The sequence below is a fragment of the Kaistia terrae genome, assembly GCF_026344005.1.
In the GTDB taxonomy this organism is placed as follows: Bacteria; Pseudomonadota; Alphaproteobacteria; order Rhizobiales; family Kaistiaceae; genus Kaistia; species Kaistia terrae.
In genome coordinates, this window is the sequence record NZ_JAPKNH010000001.1 from 416,108 (window position 1) to 436,984 (window position 20,877).

16 protein-coding genes are annotated in these 20,877 nt (G+C 61.1%); 10 read left to right on the plus strand and 6 right to left on the minus strand.

Features of this window, described 5'->3' with window-relative positions; all coding sequences use genetic code 11:
• A complete protein-coding gene (locus OSH12_RS02030) occupies positions 1 to 1,191 on the plus strand; it encodes a low temperature requirement protein A (RefSeq protein ID WP_266341831.1) in 1,191 nt (396 codons plus the stop codon).
• Between the two features lie 19 nt (positions 1,192 to 1,210).
• Positions 1,211 to 2,464, plus strand: a complete 1,254-nt coding sequence (locus OSH12_RS02035) for a 2OG-Fe(II) oxygenase (RefSeq protein WP_266341832.1) — start codon at positions 1,211 to 1,213, stop codon at positions 2,462 to 2,464.
• Between the two features lie 44 nt (positions 2,465 to 2,508).
• On the opposite strand, the gene OSH12_RS26230 is transcribed toward OSH12_RS02035, so the two are convergent.
• Positions 2,509 to 2,859 (minus strand): integrase core domain-containing protein, encoded by a 351-nt coding sequence (locus OSH12_RS26230; protein WP_380223888.1) that lies wholly within the window; start codon positions 2,857 to 2,859, stop codon positions 2,509 to 2,511.
• A 1,072-nt stretch (positions 2,860 to 3,931) separates the two neighbouring features.
• On the opposite strand from OSH12_RS26230, the gene OSH12_RS02040 reads away from it, so the two are divergent.
• The 4 genes from OSH12_RS02040 to OSH12_RS02055 all read left to right on the plus strand — a co-directional run bounded on the left by OSH12_RS02040 (position 3,932) and on the right by OSH12_RS02055 (position 10,097).
• Positions 3,932 to 5,275: a rhamnan synthesis F family protein gene (locus OSH12_RS02040; RefSeq protein WP_266341833.1), complete on the plus strand. Its 1,344-nt coding sequence runs from the start codon at positions 3,932 to 3,934 to the stop codon at positions 5,273 to 5,275.
• Between the two features lie 43 nt (positions 5,276 to 5,318).
• Entirely contained in the window at positions 5,319 to 6,233 is a 915-nt protein-coding gene (locus tag OSH12_RS02045) for a class I SAM-dependent methyltransferase (protein WP_266341834.1), read from the plus strand.
• A gap of 154 nt (positions 6,234 to 6,387) precedes the next feature.
• Positions 6,388 to 9,441, plus strand: a complete 3,054-nt coding sequence (locus OSH12_RS02050) for a glycosyltransferase (protein WP_266342427.1) — start codon at positions 6,388 to 6,390, stop codon at positions 9,439 to 9,441.
• A gap of 464 nt (positions 9,442 to 9,905) precedes the next feature.
• The gene (locus tag OSH12_RS02055) at positions 9,906 to 10,097 is read left to right on the plus strand and encodes a CsbD family protein (protein ID WP_266341835.1); all 192 of its coding nucleotides are present in this window, start codon (positions 9,906 to 9,908) and stop codon (positions 10,095 to 10,097) included.
• An 85-nt stretch (positions 10,098 to 10,182) separates the two neighbouring features.
• Here the strand turns inward: OSH12_RS02055 and amaB are convergent, their stop codons facing one another.
• Both amaB and OSH12_RS02065 read right to left on the minus strand, forming a co-directional pair.
• On the minus strand, positions 10,183 to 11,724 hold the full coding sequence (gene amaB / locus OSH12_RS02060; protein WP_266341836.1) for an L-piperidine-6-carboxylate dehydrogenase: 1,542 nt from the start codon (positions 11,722 to 11,724) through the stop codon (positions 10,183 to 10,185).
• Between the two features lie 37 nt (positions 11,725 to 11,761).
• Positions 11,762 to 13,045, minus strand: a complete 1,284-nt coding sequence (locus tag OSH12_RS02065; RefSeq protein WP_266341837.1) for an NAD(P)/FAD-dependent oxidoreductase — start codon at positions 13,043 to 13,045, stop codon at positions 11,762 to 11,764.
• A gap of 37 nt (positions 13,046 to 13,082) precedes the next feature.
• On the opposite strand from OSH12_RS02065, the gene OSH12_RS02070 reads away from it, so the two are divergent.
• Together OSH12_RS02070 and OSH12_RS02075 are read left to right on the plus strand one after the other, a co-directional pair.
• Entirely contained in the window at positions 13,083 to 13,259 is a 177-nt protein-coding gene (locus tag OSH12_RS02070) for a hypothetical protein (protein WP_266341838.1), read from the plus strand.
• A 10-nt stretch (positions 13,260 to 13,269) separates the two neighbouring features.
• On the plus strand, positions 13,270 to 14,271 hold the full coding sequence (locus OSH12_RS02075) for a CorA family divalent cation transporter (RefSeq protein ID WP_266341839.1): 1,002 nt from the start codon (positions 13,270 to 13,272) through the stop codon (positions 14,269 to 14,271).
• 124 nt (positions 14,272 to 14,395) lie between these two features.
• On the opposite strand, the gene cydX is transcribed toward OSH12_RS02075, so the two are convergent.
• From cydX to OSH12_RS02090, 3 genes are read right to left on the minus strand one after another with little or no spacing between them, the layout of a single operon-like run.
• Positions 14,396 to 14,524 (minus strand): cytochrome bd-I oxidase subunit CydX, encoded by a 129-nt coding sequence (cydX, locus tag OSH12_RS02080; RefSeq protein WP_266341840.1) that lies wholly within the window; start codon positions 14,522 to 14,524, stop codon positions 14,396 to 14,398.
• A 14-nt stretch (positions 14,525 to 14,538) separates the two neighbouring features.
• Complete coding sequence (gene cydB, locus OSH12_RS02085; RefSeq protein WP_266341841.1) at positions 14,539 to 15,690, minus strand: cytochrome d ubiquinol oxidase subunit II; 1,152 nt, start codon at positions 15,688 to 15,690, stop codon at positions 14,539 to 14,541.
• 15 nt (positions 15,691 to 15,705) lie between these two features.
• Positions 15,706 to 17,292, minus strand: a complete 1,587-nt coding sequence (locus tag OSH12_RS02090; protein WP_266342428.1) for a cytochrome ubiquinol oxidase subunit I — start codon at positions 17,290 to 17,292, stop codon at positions 15,706 to 15,708.
• Positions 17,293 to 17,443: 151 nt separating this feature from the next.
• Here OSH12_RS02090 and cydD point away from each other — a divergent pair, with 151 nt between their 5' ends.
• Together cydD and cydC are read left to right on the plus strand one after the other, a co-directional pair.
• Positions 17,444 to 19,219: a thiol reductant ABC exporter subunit CydD gene (gene cydD / locus OSH12_RS02095; protein ID WP_266341842.1), complete on the plus strand. Its 1,776-nt coding sequence runs from the start codon at positions 17,444 to 17,446 to the stop codon at positions 19,217 to 19,219.
• Positions 19,216 to 20,871, plus strand: a complete 1,656-nt coding sequence (gene cydC, locus OSH12_RS02100; RefSeq protein ID WP_266341843.1) for a thiol reductant ABC exporter subunit CydC — start codon at positions 19,216 to 19,218, stop codon at positions 20,869 to 20,871. Before cydD ends, cydC begins: the two co-directional genes overlap by 4 nt.
• The last annotated feature ends 6 nt before the right edge of the window (positions 20,872 to 20,877 follow it).

Genomic DNA, 20,877 nt, shown 5'->3' on the forward strand with positions numbered 1-20,877 from the left:
ATGAGCGAACAGACCAACCAGCACTCCTTGTTGCGCCGGCGCGACGGCCACCATGCCCGCGTCACCTACGAAGAACTCTTCTTCGATCTCGTCTACGTCTTCGCCGTCACGCAGCTCAGCCACGAACTGCTGCATGATCTGACGCCGACAGGCATCCTGCAGACGCTGATCCTGTGGTTCGCGGTCTGGCTCGGCTGGCAATATACCTGCTGGGTCACGAACTGGTTCAACCCCGAGACCCCGCCCATCCGCGGCCTGCTGTTTGCCAGCATGGCGCTGGCGCTGGTGATGGCCTCGGCGCTCGACGACGCCTTCGGGGATCGCGCCCTGGTCTTCGCCGGCGCCTACGTCGCCATGCAGGTCGGGCGAACGGCGTTCATCCTGCTTTCGCTCGGGAGCGATCATCCGCTCGCCGCCAACTACCGGCGGATGCTGGGCTGGCTCGTCATTTCGGCCTGCTTCTGGATCGCCGGCGGCCTGTCGGAATCCTGGATGCGCGTCGGCTTCTGGATCGTCGCGGTGCTTTGCGAATATGTCTCGCCGATGTTCGGCTTCGCCCTTCCGGGCCTCGGCCGCTCCTCGACCCGCGACTGGACCATCGAAGGCGGCCATCTGGCCGAGCGTTGCCAGCTCTTCGTCATCGTCGCGTTAGGTGAAACCCTGCTCGCCACCGGCGCCATGCTGGCCGGCACGGAAACGTGGGACGTTTCGGTTATCTCGGCCATGCTCGCGACCTTCGTGGGCACGCTCGCCATGTGGTGGCTGTATTTCGGGACGTCGAGCAAGGACGCCACCGATGCGATCACCCATTCCGACGATCCCGGCCGGATCGGCGCTTCCTTCCACTATGTTCACGCCATCCTGATCGCTGGCATCATTGCGACCGCCGTCGGTAACGACCTCGTCATGGCGCACCCGCATGAGGGGGTGAAGCTTGCCTACGGCCTCATCCTGTCGCTCGGTCCGATCCTCTATCTCGCCGGCAGCGCGATTTACAAGAAGGTAGTCTACGGCACCGTTCCGGTCTCGCACATCGTCGGCGCCCTGGTGCTCGCGGTCCTGATTCCGGTCCTGCTCAACACCAACCTGCTGATCGCGGGTTGGCTGACGAGCGCCGTCATGCTCTGCATTGGCCTGTGGGAAGGCCGCGTCCGGCGCAGCCGCCCGGGCGCGGTCCAGGCAGCTCACTAAAAGGGAACGGGGATCGGCGATGGACTTGAATTTTCATGTGGTGACTGTCGCGACGGATGTAAGCCGCGCAGGCATTCTGATTGAATCATCCAGGAAATTTGAGGTCCCCGTGCTCAATCTGGGAAGCAACGTTCCATGGCGAGCCGGCCAGGCGGGCGGGCTGAAGATCAATCTGCTCAAGCGATTTCTGTCGGGACTGGATGACGCCAACATCGTTCTTTTCGTCGATGGGTATGACACGCTCGTCAATGCTCCCCTCGATGAGATCGCCGAGCGATTTTTCGAGGCAGAGGTCGATATCCTCTTTGCGGCCCAAAGGCAGTGGCGGTCGGAAAAGGATCTGTCCGGCCATTTCCCGGAGACGAAAAGCGGCGATCGATACCTCAACGGCGGCGCCTATGTCGGCCTCGCCGCCAGCTTGAGGGAATTCCTGTCGGCCCCGCTTGCCGACGACGACGATGACCAGACCTATCTGAGTGAGGCCTATCTCCGGCATTCGCAGGGAGGGAGCGACATCCAGGTTGCTCTCGACACCGAAGCCAGACTTTTCCAGAGCGTGTCCGCCGCATCCTCCGACATCACCATCACGGAAGAGAAGCAGATCCTCAACACGACCGTCGATCGCCGCCCGCTCATCCTGCATGGCGGTGGTGACAAGGCTGACAAGCGCCGCTTCACCAATCTAGGCGCCTCCCTTGGCATCAGCCGGAAGCAGATTCAGTTTACCGGGACCAATGGCGCCTTCGACGTTGTGGGCCCCGAAATCATTCTCACCGACTTCCTGGATCCGGCGGAGTGCAGGAAGCTCATCGCCATGGCGGAGGACTATGGCGAGTGGAAGTCGATGTATGGCGACAAGTTCCCGGCTCAGGAATTGAGGCTGCGCACGCTTGATATCAATCTCTTCAACAAGCTCGAAGTCCACTTCGCCAACGACCTGAACAAGATCATTGAAAAGTATTGGTGGCCGATGCGGATGATCTGCCTCCGGGACGCGTTCATCATCAAATATTCGCCGGATACCCAGGCAAGCCTATCCTGCCATACCGATGCGTCGATGGTGTCCGGGATCGTCAAGCTGAATGACGACTATGAGGGTGGCGATACCTGGTTCCATCGGCAGCAATACAGCACGAAATATGCGCCTGTCGGAAAGATGGTTCTTTGGCCTGGACAAGTGACCCACGGGCACGAGGGGCGCGAAGTGACCGCGGGCACGAAATACTCTTTGGTTATCTGGACGTCTAGAACAAGAAATGATCTAAATTACTGATCAGTATAGGCGCAATCAAATTTATCCTAGACGATGATCACGTGTCATCGTCTTCGGTCAACATGTCTGATCTGACGCCCGTTTTTTCTACGATTTGAGGGAGAGTCCACGATTCTCTTCCTGGCCTCCTGCGGCCTGCTTTTCCAGCGTAGATTTCTGTACAAACTCTGCGGGTGGATGTCGGCAAGGGGAGAGTAGGTCTGTGGCGGTTTCAATCCTCTTTCCATGAGGGGAGGGTAGCTCTTGCTGAGTGTCGAGAACGGCGTGCCAATGAGCCATTCTTCTCGGAGGCACCCGTCGAGGCTCTCGGCGAAGGCGTTCTGCGTGGACTTGCCCGGCGGGATTAGCCGACAGGCTGGCGATAACGGTCGGTCCCACCTGCTGTCGCAAGCCACTCAAGCCAGTTGGGCGAAGAGAGATCCGGTTGACAGCGGAGCGCTGGTTCGACAAAGGCCAATGCCTGTCCCCGCAACCAGTCTACAAAGAACCCGCCCTAACCGGCGGGTCCTTTCGTTTTGGGCCTTCGCGACCATCGCGGTGACGGCCCAGTTCGGAATCGTTGCAGATCTCGAAAAAGCGGTCGAAGCAACGGCTTCGGCTACAGTAGCAACGAGAGCGTGTACTTATGACGTTTCTCTCGAAAATGGGGTAATCAGTTCGATAGCCTGGCGAGATATCGGAGGCGAACGACGATCTGCAGGCCGGATGAGATCTCACCAAAGCTACGAATTTACGACGCATTCCGATGCAATCATTCGGAGAGTGGAGAGCTCTAGTGCTTCATCTAAATGGTCTTGCCACGCTATCGCCGTATAGATTTGGTGTATGAGTCAATCTGCTGTTTGAAAATCTCATCGGCGTGTCGCGGACCTCCGATGTGCAAAACGAGGCTCTGTGGTTCGTCAGTCGATAGACGTCTTCAGGATAGCGCACACCAGTGCCCGATTTGTTCGTAGCGCGCTGACGGCTTCGCCCGGTGGGCTGACGATCAAGTGCATTGGCAACGCGAGCGCGGGTGATAGCGCAGCCTTCCTGAGCTTCGATTGACTAGGAAGCGAACCTCGGCTTCGTGGGGCTGCAGCCTTAGCGTGGTCAGCATTCGGACAATGGGTATTATTCGGCAATTCGCACGCATGTCGGGACAATGTCGGGAGATACGCCAGCACAGGACTGGTCAATAATATATTTCGATCTAAATTTGGAATATATTCGTATTGGCAATTGGGATTAAGCTGTTGATTGTTCGTGTTTTCTCTTCGTTATTTGGAAGGATGGCGATTTCAGTCGTTAATTTTAGTTTAGTGATCAATAAGTGGGTCCGTAGATAGGTTTCATAGAAGGAGCGTTCCACCGTTTGTAGTCAAATCAAACGGTAGCCAATCAGCTGAATTCGACGCCGGCCTGAAGGTATGATCGAACGAGATTTACGTGCTTAATTTACCAGTTCGCGATTCGAGAGAACTTGAGATGCGCGGTGTCGAAAGAGGTGCCGCATTGAGCGTGATCCATGTCGACACGCCGGGCCGTTATATCGTTGAGGTCGTTCTCAAGGATAGGCGGATGCCGTTTATTCGAATGAACGTTTGTCTGGGCGCGCATCCTGACAGGGTGATCTTCGTGCCCTGTGCCCGGCGGACGATCTATCTGTTGGAAAGCACCGAACGTGGATTGGTGCTGCAGTTGGATGGCCGCGACGTCCTTACTGCCAGTATCCGTCCCTGGAGAATAAGCGACCTTGGCGCGATACTCCGCCAACGCCGTCGCCAGAAGCGATTTCAGCTATCGCTTCTGGATCAGTCGCCTGGCCATCGCGTTGTTCTTCGCCCGCTATTGTACAGCTCCGGATCGGATGGGCGTGAATTGGCTACCGCTCTCAGAGGGGTGGCCAGTTGGGGCTTTGGTCCGGCCAGCGACAATCTGCAAAAGACTTTGGCGCGCTACTTTGACGGTCCTCCGATCCTGGCGCCGGAGCGGGCACCCACCGCCGAACCGAAGATCGCTGTCGCCCTTCACCTGCACTACGCGGAGTTGTGGCCAGAATTCGAGGCGTTGCTGGAAGCGATTGAGCGTCCGTTCCAGCTCATTCTCACATTGACCCATCCGAATCCGGCACTCGCGGAGCGCGTGAGAGCGACATTTCCGGGGAGCGAGGTTCTAGTCTATGACAATCGCGGTCGCGATGTCGGCCCCTTTGTCCAACTGCTTCGCGAAGGGCGGCTCGACGGCTTCGATCTCATCTGCAAGCTGCATGGCAAGAAGTCGGGCATGAGCGGGTCACGCATGGTTCTCGGTGAGATCTGGCGCCTGGCGAGCGTCTTTGACCTCATAGGCTCCCGCGACGTGGTTGATCGCATCGTCGCAGAGTTTGATCGTTCTCCGGACATCGGAATGATCGGATCTCGCCGCTTCCAATTGCCCAACGAATGGAAAGATGAGGCCGCTGCCTGGTCTGTCAACAAGGCGATGACGCTCGACCTGTTGGCGACGATGGGTATTGCTTCCAACCGACTAAGCTATTTCGCCGGGACGATGTTCTGGGTTCGCCGCAGTGCTCTCGAGCCTCTCAGGCGGCTTAATCTGTCTCTGGCTTCCTTTCCCGATGAGGAAGGCCAGCAAGACGGCACATTGCAGCATGCTCTTGAGCGAGTGTTCGGAATGATCTGTCCCAAGATCAAGGGCGTCGGTTGGGATGACGACGTAGAAATGGATCCTCAGAAGCCGACGAACTCATCCGATCGAGTTTCAGGGAGCGGACATCTCGAAAGGGGTGCTCGTCCGAGTGCAGGTGGCGCTCCGAACGTGTCTTCCTGAATGGCTCGGGTCGATCTGCCCCAGGAATTGCGGAGATAGTCAAATGTCCCAGCGCCCTCCGGTGCCTTCTGCGATCCTAGCTGTCAGGAAGCTCGTCGATGCTGATCTCGACGTGTTCTTTACGGAACCGCATCTGCTTGATGAGCCGAGCGCCTGGTTCGGGCATACGCCGTTTGCCCGCTGGATTATTCGTGCCGTGCAGCCGGCGGTATTTGTCGAGTTGGGTACGCATGCCGGCGTCTCCTACTCGGCCTTCTGCATGGAGATAAAGGCGTCAGGTCTCGGTACCCAGGGTTTCGCTATCGATACCTGGGAGGGCGATGACCAAGCCGGTCGCTACCCGGAGTCGGTTTTCGAGAACTTCAAAGAGTTCCATGCGGGCAATTTTTCTGAATTTTCCACTTTGCTCCGCTCCAGCTTTGATGAGGCGCTTCCCGGTTTTGCGGATGGATCCATTGACCTGCTCCATATCGACGGCCTCCACACCTATGAGGCCGTAAGTCACGATTTCAACTCGTGGCATTCGAAACTGTCGGATCGCGCCGTGGTGCTGTTCCACGACATCGCCGAGCGGAAGAACGGCTTTGGTGTGTGGAAGCTGTGGGACGAATTGAAGGATAGATATCCGCATTTTGACTTCGCGCACGAACATGGCCTTGGCGTCCTCGCCGTTGGCGGTAGCGCGCCGCGGGACGTGCTTGACCTATGCCGCCTCGAAGCGCCGCTTGCGTCAAAAGTCCGGGAGAGGTTCGAGCAGCTGGGGGATCGATGGCGCATTCAATCCGAAAATTCTCGCTATCAAGCTGTTCTGAAAAAGGAAATCGATGCAGGCCGCTCAGAAATCACGGTTGATAAGCTTAGGTCCGACCAATTCGACGCGAGGTTGCTGGCCTTCAAAAACGAGATCGCTAGTCTTGAACAGAGAGTGGCAGATTTGCAGGCGAGGTTGATGTCATGAACAATCTGCTATCATGGCTTGCCGCCGCTCCGCGGCGTGACGTCAATGGCTTGACTCCAATTGCTGCCGAATGCATGGCGACAGGCAACGGCTCCGTGAGCCTTGGAATTCTACATGCTAAGCCGGAGCGTTTTTCGTGCCTCACTCGAGCTTTATGAGGTTGCTTGTCAACCTCATCGCGGCATGTCGACATCCTTGGGATTCGAAAGAGCGCAAGAGATTTCGCGCGGCTCGCATTCATCGTAGCTACCATTCCGCCCTGAGTTCCGATTACCGGAGCATTGGCTCTGACAGAATCCGCCCGAAGGCCGCGACGCGACAATCCGACTATGAGTTGTGGATTGAGAATAATAGGCTGACTCCCACAGATATAGGGGAGCTACGCGCGGCTCTAGCGGAGCGCGGGAGCAAACTGCCTCGAATTTCTTTGATAACGCCAGTCTACAATACCGCTCCGGAGTGGATGATTGCCTTAGTGGAATCGGTCCAGGCGCAGATTTATGAGGACTGGGAGCTCTGCGTGGCTGACGACTGTAGCCCTGCATCCCACGTCAGGCCGATGCTGGACGAACTCCGCGCACGCGATCATCGCATCAAGGTTGTCAGCCTTTCAACGAACGGCGGCATCAGCAATGCCACTAACGCTGCTGTCACTATTGCAACCGGGGAAGTCATTGCGTTTCTTGATCACGACGATCTGATCACGCCTGACTGCTTGGCGGAACTTGCAATCTACTATGCCGATCATGCCGAGGCGGATATTGTGTATAGTGACGACGACAAGATTGGCCCCGAACATTACCGCTACGCGCCGCAGTTCAAGCCGGGTTGGTCCCCGGCATTGCTGCTCTCGTTCATGTATCTTGGCCACATCTTGAGCGTCCGTCGGGCGCTTTTTATTGAACTTGGAGGGTTTAGAAGCGAGTATGACGGCTCGCAGGACCACGACTTCTTCCTTAGGGCAAGTGAGCGTGCGCGCGAAATTGGCCACATCCCCAAAGTTCTCTATCATTGGCGTGCGGTAGAAGGGTCAACTGCGGTATCGGGAGATGCCAAGCCGATGAGCATAGAGGCTGGCCGGCTCGCGGTTGCGGATGCCTTGTCGCGACGAGGAGTCCAGGGGAACGTCGTCCACCCGGATTGGGCAATGGCAGGTCGTGTGGGAATGTTCGAGATCGAGTTTCCCGATTGCGGCCCCACGGTGAGCATCGTAATTCCGACTAAGAACCGGCTGAAGCTGCTCAGGGCCTGCGTCGGATCTATCGCGAAGACCAGCTATCGAGACTACGAGATCGTCATTATCGACAATGATAGCGATGACTCGGAGACCTTGGCATATCTGGCGGAGCTCCAAGAGCAGCAGAGCATTCGGGTTGTGAAAATTGGGAATCCAGCCGGTCGCTTCAGCTTTGCAGCGCTGAACAACGCCGCAGTCCGCCAAGTCACTTCGGACTACGTATTATTTCTCAATAATGACACTGAGGTACTCTCGCCGGGCTGGCTGAGCCAAATGATGGGCTACGCCCAAATGTCGGGCGTTGGTGCGGTAGGAGCTCGACTTTATTACGAGGACGGCACGATCCAACATGCGGGCATCGTCCACGGCTATCACGATGGTTTGGTAGGGCACGCTTTTCGAAACCTGCCTCAGCAAGATTGGGGTTATCTCGGCTTCATACGAGCTGCACGTGAATATTCTGCCGTAACCGCAGCATGCATGCTAACTCGGCGCGCCGTCTTCACAGCGATGGGCGGTTTTGATGAAGTGAAATTCGCAGTTGCCTACAACGACGTCGATTATTGCTACCGTCTTGTCCTCGCTGGGCTTACATGTGTCTATTGTCCAAGTGCAGAATTAATCCATTACGAGGGAAAGTCTCGCGGTTTCCAAGACGATCCGGAGGAGAAGTCTAACTTCCGTAGGAAATATGGAAACTGGAATGATCGCTGGTATAGTCGTAACCTTTCGCTCGAGGACGAATCCTTCAGGATCGCCTCCGCGCGCCCCGAAACCAAGCGCAAGGCCCCGATCCGCATTCTGGCGGTGAGCCACAATCTCAACCGCGAGGGGGCTCCTATTGTCTTGTTCGACCTTATAGTTGGGCTAGTCGAAAGGGGAATAGTGCGTGCCACCGTGCTGTCTCCCGTTGAAGGACCTCTCCGATCTAACTATGAGGCCGCAGGTATTCCTGTTGTTATTGCAGGTGAAGCGCTTCGTGGCGTTTCCAATCAGGCTACGCTTGATGTGGCGTTATATGGGCTTGGCCGGTTGTTTGCAGCGCTGGGCGCCGAAGTTGTATTAGCGAATACACTACAGACATTTTGGGCTGCCGCCGCGAGCGCGCAACACGGAATTCCAACGATTTGGTATCAGCACGAAAGCGAGCCGTGGCAAACCTATTTCAACGACTTGCCCAAGTTAACGCGCTCTGCAGCCTACGCGGCGTTTGCCAAGGCTTATCGCGTCGTTTACGTCGCGAATGCGACGAAGCGGGCTTGGTCCGCCCTGGAGACGCGCCGCAATTTTCAAGTCATTCGTCATGGTATTCCACAGGCGCGCCTTTTGGATGAGCTGAGCCGCTGGTCGCGAACTGCCGCACGTGAGCGTCTCAACCTCTCCAATAGCGACGTAGCGATAATAGTTGTAGGGACGATATGTGAACGAAAGGGGCAACTCGACGCTATTCGGGCTTATGTTCAACTTTCGGATAGCTTGAAGCAACGTGTGCGTATCTATCTTGTTGGTGCGCTCGTTGCTCCTTATTCCGACGCGGTATCTATTGAAATATCTGCCTTGACGGCTCATTCGGGTCGAATCTCGATGGTGGGTGCCGTAGATGACCCGTACCTCTATTACGCAGCGGCGGACATCATGTTGTGCTGCTCGCGCATCGAAAGCGCGCCGCGTACTATTATTGAGGCAATGGCGTTCGATTTGCCAATCATAACTACGCCGGTTTTCGGCATTCCGGAAATGGTCGTTGAAGACGTGAATGCGCTTTTTTACGAGCCTGGAGACGTGCGAGAATTATGCGCCTTACTTGAGCGGTTAGTCGAGGACGAAAAGCTACACGCGCGACTTCGCCTAAACAGCAAAGCTGTCCTAGACAGTCAACCAACTTTCGAGGATATGATACTTTCTTTTGAGAGCCTGTTGCGCCAAGCAGTCAATCTTGACTCTCGCGATAGGAGGTCTTCACTGAACTGAGGCGCAGGCCTATTCACCTAAATCTAAAGTTCGTCACATGAAGTCTGGTGGCAGAACGTTTATAGATGCTAGGATTTAATCAGCGGGCATGATTTAGGCGTAGGGCTTTCAGTGCTCGTGGCGCGCCTCGATCAAGGCGAAGATACCGGCGTCCAATTCTGCTGTGGATCGGAGAGCGCCGCGTTGTGTTTGCTTGCGGATCTCCCAACGCGGTTCATTCCAGATAGCGCCCGGATCCTTGGTGGGCAAAGGTCAATTCTGTGCCGGCAACCACTCGAAAGTGCTCGCCCTAACCGGCGGGTTCTTTTCGCTCTTTCCCGTCATCCTTCAACCCCGACGATGTTGCTAGCTGCCTCGGGCAAGTAGGACACGTCGATAGCGCCGACGCTGATTTGTCCCTGAATGGGAACCAACCGGCCGCTGGGCAGTTGTCCTCCTGCAATAACAGTTAAGAGGAATTCACGATGAGCAGCACCAGCGACAAGATCAAGGGCCTTGCCAACGAAGCCGTCGGCAACGTCAAGCAGGGTATTGGCAAGGCGACCGACAATGATCGTCTTCGCGCCGAGGGAAAAGCTCAGGAAATCAAGGGCGAAGCCCAGCAGGCAGTCGGCAAGGCCAAGGATGCCGTCAAGAACGTCGTCGACAAGGCCTGATCGCGGGACTCACATCATCTGACGATCTGCAAGGCCCTGGCCGGGTTTCCCGGCCGGGGCCTTGTGTTTTTGGGCACGGCGCGAGTCAAGCGACGTCGAACTTGACGCCCTGTGCCAGCGGCAGCGTCTTGCCGTAATTGATGGTGTTGGTGGCGCGGCGCATATAGGCCTTCCAGGCATCAGAGCCGGACTCACGGCCGCCGCCAGTCTCCTTTTCGCCGCCGAACGCGCCGCCGATCTCAGCGCCGGACGGGCCGATATTGACGTTGGCGATGCCGCAATCCGAGCCGCGCACCGACAGGAACGTCTCCGCCTCGCGCAGATCATTGGTAAAGATCGACGAGGAGAGGCCCTGCGGCACGTCGTTGTGCAGCGCCAGCGCCTCCTCGAAGCTCGAATAGCGCATCACATAGAGGATCGGCGCGAACGTCTCATGCGCGACCGGGCCGTTCTGCTCCGGCATTTCGACGATGGCGGGGCGGACGTAATAGGCGCCGGATGACTTGTCGGCATCGACGCGGCCGCCGCCCGTCACAGTGCCGCCGGCGGCCTTCGCGGCGTCGAGCGCCATCTGCATGCCCTTATAGGCGGATGCGTCGATCAGCGGACCGACCAGCGTACCGCTTTCGAGGGGATTTCCGATGGCGACCGAGCCGTAGGCCTGCTTCAGCCGCGGCACGAGGCTGTCATAGACGCTGTCATGCACGAACAGGCGGCGCAGCGACGTGCAGCGCTGCCCGGCCGTGCCCATGGCGGAGAACGCGACGCCGCGTAGCGTCAAATCGAGATCGGCCGAAGGGCAGACGATGGCGGCGTTGTTGCCGCCAAGCTCAAGGATGGCGCGCGCAAAGCGCCCGGCGAGGCGCGGGCCGACGATCCGGCCCATGGCGGTCGAGCCGGTAGCCGAGACGAGGGGCACGCGGCGGTGATCGACCAAAATCTCGCCGATCTCGCGACCGCCGATCAGCAGGGCGGCAAGACCTTCGGGAGCCGTGCCACCTTCGGCAACGAAGCGTTTCAGCGCACGATCGAACAGCGCCGAGGTAGCGAGCGCCGTCAGCGGCGTCTTTTCCGAGGGCTTCCAGACGACGCTGTTGCCGCAGACGAGCGCCAGTGCCGCGTTCCACGACCAGACAGCGACCGGGAAATTGAAGGCCGAGATCACACCGGTGACACCCAGCGGGTGCCAGCTTTCCATCATCCGGTGATCGCTGCGCTCGGTGGCGATGGTCAGGCCGTAGAGCTGGCGCGACAGGCCGACGGCGAAATCGCAGATGTCGATCATCTCCTGAACTTCGCCAAGGCCTTCGGAGACGATCTTGCCGGCTTCGATCGAGACGAGGCGGCCGAGCGCTGCCTTGTGGGCGCGCAGTTCCTCGCCGAGCAGGCGCACCAGTTCGCCGCGCTTCGGGGCGGGAACATTGCGCCAGGCCAGGAAGGCGGTGTGGGCCTGGTCAATGGCCTTTGTCGCGCCGGCAGCGTCCGTCTCGACGAGTTGGGCCAGTTCCTCGCCGGTGATCGGCGAATGGACGGCGAGCGTGCCGCCGGTGCGCGCGGCGGTGACGCCCATTCCGGCAAGCAGCGCTTCGACCTCGGTAACGAGGGTGTTCTTGATGGCGATCGTCATGGTGTTTCCTCGAATTCCGTGGCTTGCCCGCTTCTGCTCAAAGCCGGGCATCGGCGAGATGGGCGATCTGTGCCCCTACTTCGTAATAGGCCTCCTTGAGGCGACGCAAGCGCGCTTCCTGAGGCTCGGTAACGGGAAGCGGCAAATCGGCTTCCCCGATCCTTCCGGCGATATGGTCCGCCAGCACTCGCCCGAACACCGTTCCAGGTGCAATTCCACGTCCATTATAGCCGGAGAAGCCGATGACATTCTCCGCCAGTCTATGGAAGCGCGGCAGGCTGTTGCTGGTCATGCCGATCTGGCCGTACCACTCGGCTTCGAAGGCGATATCGCCGATCTCGGGGAAAATCTTGGCGAGCGCGCGCCTCGCCCAGGCGCGATGCACCTGCGTTCCGGTGCCGCGCAGCGCGCCGACGCTGCCGAAAACCAGGCGGCCGGCGCGGTCGAAGCGGAACGAGCTCAGCACTTCCTTGGTGTCCCAGGCGCCCTGGCGCTCGGGCAGGATGGAGCGCCGGAGATTTTCGCTGAGGGGAACCGTGGCGAAGTTGAAATAGGGCAGGTGGACCTGCTCCGTGCGGATCTCCGGCCATGGCGCGTTGGTGTAGGCGTCGGTTGCGACGACGATCCACTTGGCAGTCACGCTGCCGCGCGCCGTTCTCACGCGCCAACCGGACGGCGTCTTCTCGGCCGCAAGCACGGGGCTGCGCGTAAAGAGTTGCGCGCCGACCGCCATCGCCGCATGGGCAAGGCCGCGTGCATAGGCGAGCGGCTGGACGGTGCCGGCGCGCAGATCGAGCAACGATCCGGCATAGGCGCGACTGCCGAGCTTCGCCGCCGTCTCGTCCGCGTCGAGCAGGCGAACCGCCGCACCGCGCGCGCTCCATTGCGCCGCCCGCTGCCGGATCTCTTCCAGCCCCTTGGCGCCGACCGCGCAATGCAGCGTCCCGGCCGTTTCCAGCTCGCAGGCGATGTCATGGGTTCGGATCAGCTCGAAGACGAGCTTTGGCGCGTCGCCGAGCAGATGGAGCAGCCGGTCGCCATGCTGATCGCCAAGCGTACCGGGCAGGTCGTCGGGCATAACCCACATGCCGGCATTGACCAGGCCGACATTTCGTCCCGAGCCGCCAAAGCCGAACTCGACGCCTTCGAGCAGCACGACGTTGAGCCCGTCGCGCGCCGCGTGGAGCGCGGTGGACAGCCCCGTATAGCCGCCGCCTACCACCACCAAATCCGCCTTGAGATCCTGGCCGAGCTGCGTCGTAACAGGGGCGGGGGGCGCGGTGCGCTCCCAAAGTCCGTGCGATCGGGGATCGTTCTGCATCTGCTGTTCCGCCAACTGCGGGAGGGGCTACCTGATCATGGCCGCAGCCTTGTCCGGCGACAATGAAAATCCCGCCGCACGTGCGCCGTTCATATCGGCGGGACAGCGGGACTGTCATCGCATTGTCATGACTGTTGTCGCAGGTGGTGCGACATGCCTGATCCGGATGCCCGATCGGGTCGATATCGAGTTGCAGGCGATTGACGAACCCTGAGGAAAGATCTTTGCCGGCAGAGCGGATGGCGCGGCCCGTCGCCGGCGTCATCTGGGCTTATCGGTTCGATGGCGCAGGGCAGGCGTCCTCGGTCGAGGCCGATGCCTGCCTGCGGCCGCTCGACCCCGGCGATGGGTTTCTGTGGGTTCATCTCGATTTCGTCGACCGGCTGGCGCGCGATTGGGTGGCTAGCATCGACTGGCTTGAGCCCGCGGCGCGGCGCCTGCTTCTCAGCCCCGATGATTATCCAGCGCTCGAATACAGCGCCGATGCCGTCTGGGGCCGGTTTTCCGACACGGTTCAGGACCCGGACGAGGATAGCGACCGCGCGGTGCCGATGCGGTTCGCATTCGGGCGGGGCTATCTGGTTTCGGGCCGACGTCATCCCGTCCGCGCCGCGGCGTTGACGCGGGCGAAGGTCGATTCAGGTCATGGCGTCTCCGGACCGGTGGCGTTGTTCGAGGTGATGATCGAACAGGTATTGCGGGCCATGGCGGAGACGCTGCGCGCCTCGCGGGCGGAGGCGGATTCGATCGAGGATCGCGTGCTGGACGAACGGTTGCATGACGAATCGCGCCGTCTCGGGCCGCTGCGGCGCACGGCGGTGAAGCTGCATCGCCAGCTCTCCGGCCTGCGCAGCATCCTGCGTGAATTTGCCGAGGACGAGCATGCCGATGGCAGCCATGTCGCCTCCAGGGCCGCGGCCGAGCGACTGTTGCGGCGGATCGAGACGCTCGACCAGGAGGTCCAGGAAGTTCAGGACCGGGCGCGCTTCCTGCAGGACGAGATCGCGGCCAAGCTCGCGACCATCAGCAATCGCCACCTCTATGTGCTGTCCGTGATGACGGCCCTGCTGATGCCGCCGACACTTGTCACCGGGTTTTTCGGCATGAATACCGGCGGCCTGCCGTTCCTTGAGGGCGTGCATGGCTGGATCGGCGCTTCGCTGATCGGCGCGCTCGCCTCGGGCTTCACGCTGCTGGTGCTGAAGCGGCTCGGCTTCTTCGAGTAGCCACAGGTTTTCAAGAACCACCCGGGAAATGAAACGGCCGCCAGGCGGGATCCATGGATCGCGCAAGACGGCCGTTGTCGGTTTGGCCGGCGCTGGTGCGTCGGCCAATGGCGGGGTTGGCCGCCTAGTCTTCCGGAGGCGTGATCGCCACGCGCCCCTTCAGCCGATCATCCCGCAACTCATACCAGATGGCGTTCAGGATGCCGAAGGCGCAGGCTAGGCTGAGGCCGAGGATCCAGGAAAAATACCACATGCTTAGTCCTCCACTCAGTAGGCGTTGGGGTTCTTGCCCATGCTGTCGCTCGTCACCTTGCCGCGCATCACCCGGTACACGAAGGCCGTGTAAAGCAGGATGATAGGCAGGAAGAAGGCCGTCGACAGCAGCATGACCCAGAGCGTCAGCTTGGAAGAAGACGCATCCCAGAGGGTCAGTCCGGCATTCGGGCTGATGGAGGACGGCAGCAGGAACGGGAACAGCGAGACACCGGCGGTCGAGATGATGCCGAAGATCGCCACACCCGAGGTGATGAAGGTGAGCGCCGGCTTGCGGACGGTGAAGCCGACCAGGGCCAGTACTGCACCGGCGAAGCCGAGGATCGGCGCCGCCATCATCCAGGGGTAGGTCTTGTAGTTGCTAAGCCAGGCGCCGGTTGTGACGGTCGCCGTCTTGCCGAGCGGGTTGGATGGGCCGTTAGGGTCGATGACGCTGGTCAGGACATGCCCGCCAATGCCATAGGCAACCCAGACGCCGGCCAGTGCGAACAGCACGATGGCGGCAAGGGCGGCCCAGCGGCCGTAGGTACGCGCCCGGTCGGCGATCGGACCGGAGGTCTTCCACGTCAGCAGCGCCGCGCCATGCATGATCAGCATGGAGAGGCTGACAAGGCCGGCGACCAGTGCGAACGGCGTCAGCAGCTGGAAGAAGTTGCCGCGATAGAAGGTCCGCAGCGTATCGTCGAACTCGAAGGGCAGGCCGAGCAGAACGTTGCCGACAGCAACGCCCAGAATCAGCGAGGGGACGACGCCGGCGAAGCACAGCACCATGTCCCACTTCGAGCGCCAGCCTGGATCGCCGATCTTGCTTCGGTACTTGAAGCCGACCGGCCGCACGATGAGGGCGATCAGGATCACCATCATCGCCAGATAGAGCCCGGAGAAGGAAACGGCGTAGAGCAGCGGGAAGGCGGCGAAGATCGCGCCGCCACCGAGGATCAGCCAGACCTGGTTGCCTTCCCAGACCGGGCCGACAACGTTGATCACGATCCGGCGTTCTTCGTCCGTCTTGGCGACGAAGGGAAGGAGAGCGCCGATCCCGAGATCGAAGCCGTCCATCACCGCGAAGCCGATCAGCAGGACGCCGAGCAGCAGCCACCAGATGAGGCGGAGCGTTTCATAGTCGATGGGAACAATGTCGTGCATGGCAAACCTCGCGGATCAGAGCTTGGGAGCGGCGGTTGCCGGCTTCGGCAACACGTCGGCACCGGCAGGCGCGGTCTCGAACGGATTGTGATCGAGCGGGCCCTTCTTGATTGCCTTGAGCATCAGGAAGACTTCGATCACGGCGAGGACGCTGTAGAGGATCAGGAAGATCGCGAGGCTGATGACGAGATCCCAAAGGGTCAGGCCGGATGCCGCATAGAAGGTCGGTAGCACGCCTTCGATCGCCCAGGGCTGGCGGCCATATTCAGCCAGTAGCCAACCCGATTCGATCGCAACCCATGGCAGCGGCAGGCTGAAGAGAGCCACCCAAAGCGTCCAGCGCTTTTCGCCGAGCTGGTGCCGCGAGGCGAGCCAGAAGGCGGCGGCGAAGAACGCGATGAAATAAAGGCCCAGTCCCACCATCACGCGGAAGCTCCAGAACAGCACAGGCACGTTCGGGATGGTGGAATTCGCCGCCTTGGCGATGTCCTCGGGCGTGGCGTTCTCGATGTCAGTACGGATCTGCTTGACCAGAAGTCCGTAGCCAAGGTTCGGCCACTTCTCATCGAACACCGCGCGCGCTTCGGCATCGGCCGGATTGGCGCGGATCTTCTGGAGCGCGCTGTAGGCGGTGATGCCGTCGCGGATCTTGCCGTGCGCGGAATCAACCAGGTTGACGATGCCGGGAAGCTCCGTCGTCAGCGAGCGCGTGCCGATGATGCCAAGCAAGTAGGGGATGCTGATGGCGAAGCTATTTTCCTGCTTCTCCATGTTGGGGAAGGCGATGACATTGATCGCGGCGGGAGCTGGCTCGGTGTGCCACATGGCTTCCATGCCCGCGATCTTCATCTTCTGGTTTTCGGTCGTCACATAGCCGCTCTCGTCACCGAGCACGACGACCGACAGCGCGGCAGCGAGGCCGAAGCTGGCGGCAACCGCCATCGAGCGCTTGGCGAATTCCTGGTGACGCCCGCGCAGCAGGTACCAGGAACTGACGGCCATCACGAACATCGCGCCGGTGACGTAGCCCGCGCTGACCGTGTGGACGAACTTTGCCTGGGCGACCGGGTTGAAGATGACCGCCATGAAGTCGGTGACTTCCATGCGCATCGTATCGGGGTTGAATACCGCGCCGACCGGATGCTGCATCCACCCATTGGCGATCAGGATCCAGAGCGCCGAGAAGTTCGCGCCGAAGGCGACGAGCCAGGTGACGACCAGGTGGCCGACCTTCGACATGCGATCCCAGCCGAAGAAGAACAGGCCGATGAAGCTTGCCTCGAGGAAGAAGGCCATCAGGCCTTCCAGCGCGAGCGGAGCGCCGAAGATGTCGCCAACGTAGTGGCTGTAATAAGACCAGTTCATGCCGAACTGGAATTCCATGACGACGCCGGTTGCGACGCCCATGGCGAAGTTGATGCCGAAACAGGTGCCCCAAAAGAGGGTCATGCGCCGCCAAATTTCGCGGCCGGTCATAACATAGACGCTCTCCATGATGGCCATCAGGAAGGAGAGGCCAAGCGTCAGGGGAACGAAGAGAAAATGATACATCGCAGTGGCAGCGAACTGCAGCCGCGACAGGGTGACAACATCCATATCAATCATGGCCTATACCTTTTGAGCCGCCAGGATTTCAGAGCTAACGCGCTATAAGGGTTCTAACCTTGAGCGAAATCAATGCAGCCCGCTGCCACGTGCGGTCGATTGGCACAGGCGTGACCCAGATCGATACTGATCCGATAAGCTAGAGTGCATGAAGACCGAAGACACTACCAGAGGCGGTGAAACCGCCCGTTCGCCCGCTTTTGCGGCCCGCTGGCTCAGGGCACGAGGTCGAGTCGGCCGTCGTGCCGCGGGGATCGCCATCCTGGTGCCGCTCATCAGCGCCGGCTTGACCCTGGCGCAGGCCTATCTCCTTGCGACCATTTTGCACCGGGCGATTGTCGACCAGGTGGCGAGCGCGTCGCAGACGGGCGCCATCCTCTCGCTGCTCGGTCTTGTCGCGATTCGCGGTCTCCTGGCGTGGATCGGTGAGGCAGCCGGCATCCGCGCTGCCGAGGATATCAAGCAGGCGATCCGGCGCGACCTGTTCGCGACCCTGATGCGGCGCGGGCCTGACTGGATGCGCCAGCGCTCTTCCGGCGAGTTGGCAAGCCAGATCCTCGATCAGGTCGAGGCGCTGGATGGCTATTTCGCGCGCTTCGTGCCGGCCATGATCGCCGCCGCCGTGGTGCCGGTCGCCTTCGCCGTCGGCTTGATGCCGGTCGATCTGGTCGTCGGCATCGTGCTCCTTGTCACCGCGCCGATGATTCCGCTGTTCATGGCCTTGGCCGGTTGGGGCGCCGAGGCCGCCAGCCGCCAGCATCTGACCGCCCTGTCGCGGCTATCCGGCATGTTTGCCGACCGGATTCGCGGGTTGCTTGTCTTGAAGCTGTTTGGCCGGGCGGAGGACGAGATCGTTCGCGTCCGTAGCGCCAGCGACGAGTTCGCCGAGCGCACCCTGGCCGTGCTGCGGATCGCCTTCCTGTCGTCGGCGGTGCTGGAATTCTTCGCCGCCCTCGGCGTCGCCGGCGTCGCGCTCTATGTCGGGCTGACCTATGTCGGCCTGCTCGATCTGCGCGGCACCGGGTTCACCCTGCAGGCGGGGCTTTTCTGCCTGCTGATGGCGCCCGAAGTCTACATGCCGCTGCGCACGCTCGCCGCTCACTACCACGACCGGGCCAGCGCCAAGGCCGCCGTAACCAGCCTTGCCGCGACCTTTGAAAACCTGCCGCCCGTCGACGAAGTCGTTACGGCGCCCGGCTCGCCTTGGTCTCCTTCCGGGGCAATTGCCGTCACGGCGCGCCACTTGACGGTCGAGACGCCGGATCGCGGCACTATTCTCTCCGATGCAACGCTGGACATCGCAGCCGGCGAGACCGTCGCGCTGCTTGGCCCGAGCGGGATTGGCAAGTCGACGCTGCTCGAGGTGCTGGCGCGCCTGCGCTCGCATCAGGGCCAGATCGAGCTCGGCGGCGTTCCACTCGCTGACATCGACGAAGGGGCGCTCCGTCGCCATGTCGCATCGCTCGGCCAGCGGCCGCGCCTGTTCCATGGCACGATCGCCAGCAATATCCGCCTCGGCCGGGCCGATGCCACGGACGCGGAAGTACGCCTCGCTGCCGAACGCGCCTGTGTTCTCGATTTTGCCGACAGGCTGCCCGAAGGGCTGGCGACGCCGGTCGGCGAACGGGGCAGGGGCGTTTCGGGCGGCGAAGCGCAGCGTATCGCGCTTGCGCGCATCTTCCTGCGCGATCCGGCGCTGGTGCTGCTTGACGAGCCGACCGCCCATCTCGACATCGAGACGGAAGCGCGCGTCATGCGCACCATCCTCGCCTTCGCGCAGGGACGAACGTTGCTGATCGCGACCCACTCCATGGCCGTCGCCGCTCTGATGGACCGGATTCTCGAGATCGACGATCGCCAGCGCATCCTGGTGCGCGCGCCGGATCTTACCGCAGAACCGGTCCTGGCCCAGGGAGTGGCATGATGCGTTTGCTTTTCAGCCTTTTCGCAGCGCGTGCCGGCGGCCTCGCATTGGCGCTGGCGCTTTCCTGCCTCACTCTGGCTGCGGGTGTCGCCTTGTTCGGCGTCTCCGGCTGGTTTCTGACCGGCGCGTCGCTCGCCACCTCGGCCATGGCCTTCAACCTGTTCGGGCCGTCGTCGATGGTTCGCGGCTTCTCGTTCCTCCGCATCGTGTCGCGCTATTTCGAGCGACTGGCCGGACATGCCACGACCTTCAAGATTCTGTCGGATATCCGCGTCCGGATTTTTTCCCGGCTGATCCCGCTGGTGCCGCTGAAGGCGGCGGCGCATCGGACCGGTGATTTCGTCGCGCGGCTCACTGCCGACGTCGAAGCCCTCGACATGATGTTCCTTCAGGTCGTCGCGCCGATTGCCACGGCGGTCCTCGGCGCGCTCGGCCTCGGCCTGTTCCTCTGGATCGTGCTGCCCGATGCGCTGCCTGTGGTGCTCATCGGATTTGCGCTGACGACGCTGTTCCTGCCCCTGCTGATCGCGCTTTCCGGCCAGCGAACCGGCGCGGCGACCGTGCGCACCGCCGCCGATCTCCGCGTCGCCGTGCTCGACGGCATTGATGGCCATGCCGATCTCGTCGCGCTGGGGGCTGTCGATGGCGCCCGTCATGCGGTCGATGAAGCGGTCGCCAGCGTCCGCAAGGCGCGGCTGCGGCAGTCCTGGCGTGTCGCCTTTGGACCGGCCTTCGTCGTGCTCGGCACAGGCGCGACGGCGATCGCCACGCTCTATGTCGGGCTCCCGGTTCTGGAACAGGGGCGCGTCACCGGTCCGGTGCTGGTCGGCGCGCTGCTGGCCGTGATGGCGGTGTTCGAAGTTTCCGGCCCGATTCTTCGCGGGGCGGGCAAGTTGGGCGCCGCGAGTGCCGCGGCCCGTCGCGTCCAGTCGCTGGTCGACATGCCGCCGGCGATCCGTGATCCGGCCCAGCCCATTGCCGTGCCGGATGCGGGCGACATCACGTTCGAGCAGGTCGGCTTCACCTATGGCCGCGACCAAGCCGTTCTGGCGGGTCTCGACCTGACGATCCGGGATGGCGAGCACATCGCCATCATCGGCGAGAGTGGTTCCGGCAAATCGACGCTGCTCGGCCTGCTGTTGCGGCTTGTCGATGTCGAGAGCGGCGGTATTGGCATGGGCGGCGTCGATATCCGCGCGGTTCGCCAGGCGGATCTGCATGCCCATATCGCGCTGCTATCTCAGGACGCGCCGGTCTTCATCGGCACCATTCGCGACAATCTGAAGATCGCCGATCCACATGCCGCCGATGCAGCGCTTTGGGGCGTTCTGGAAAAGGCGCGGCTCGACGATTTTGTCCGCAGCCTGCCGCAGGGGCTCGATACATGGCTCGGCGAATCCGGCGAAACGCTGTCGGCCGGACAGGCACGACGCCTCTGCCTCGCCCGCACACTGCTGTCGCCTGCGAAGGTTCTGTTGCTGGACGAGCCGACGGCTGGCCTCGATCGGCCGACCGAAGCCGAGTTCCTCGCTGACCTGTTGGCGGTGACGACCGGCCGCACCTTGATCCTCGCCACCCATGCGGCGCTGCCGAAGGGCGCGGTCGATCGCGTCTATCGCCTCGAAGAAGGCGCCCTAACGCTGGAGGGGTGAGGGCGC

Coding starts and splice junctions, on each gene's coding strand:
- OSH12_RS02045 (WP_266341834.1), top strand. CDS start 5,319: ATGTCCCAGCGCCCTCCGGTGCCTTCTGCGATCCTAGCTGTCAGGAAG.
- OSH12_RS02055 (WP_266341835.1), top strand. CDS start 9,906: ATGAGCAGCACCAGCGACAAGATCAAGGGCCTTGCCAACGAAGCCGTC.
- amaB (WP_266341836.1), bottom strand. CDS start 11,724: ATGACGATCGCCATCAAGAACACCCTCGTTACCGAGGTCGAAGCGCTG.
- cydC (WP_266341843.1), top strand. CDS start 19,216: ATGATGCGTTTGCTTTTCAGCCTTTTCGCAGCGCGTGCCGGCGGCCTC.
- OSH12_RS02035 (WP_266341832.1), top strand. CDS start 1,211: ATGGACTTGAATTTTCATGTGGTGACTGTCGCGACGGATGTAAGCCGC.
- OSH12_RS02070 (WP_266341838.1), top strand. CDS start 13,083: ATGGCCGCAGCCTTGTCCGGCGACAATGAAAATCCCGCCGCACGTGCG.
- cydX (WP_266341840.1), bottom strand. CDS start 14,524: ATGTGGTATTTTTCCTGGATCCTCGGCCTCAGCCTAGCCTGCGCCTTC.
- OSH12_RS02050 (WP_266342427.1), top strand. CDS start 6,388: ATGAGGTTGCTTGTCAACCTCATCGCGGCATGTCGACATCCTTGGGAT.
- OSH12_RS02030 (WP_266341831.1), top strand. CDS start 1: ATGAGCGAACAGACCAACCAGCACTCCTTGTTGCGCCGGCGCGACGGC.
- OSH12_RS02065 (WP_266341837.1), bottom strand. CDS start 13,045: ATGCAGAACGATCCCCGATCGCACGGACTTTGGGAGCGCACCGCGCCC.
- cydD (WP_266341842.1), top strand. CDS start 17,444: ATGAAGACCGAAGACACTACCAGAGGCGGTGAAACCGCCCGTTCGCCC.
- OSH12_RS02040 (WP_266341833.1), top strand. CDS start 3,932: ATGCGCGGTGTCGAAAGAGGTGCCGCATTGAGCGTGATCCATGTCGAC.
- cydB (WP_266341841.1), bottom strand. CDS start 15,690: ATGCACGACATTGTTCCCATCGACTATGAAACGCTCCGCCTCATCTGG.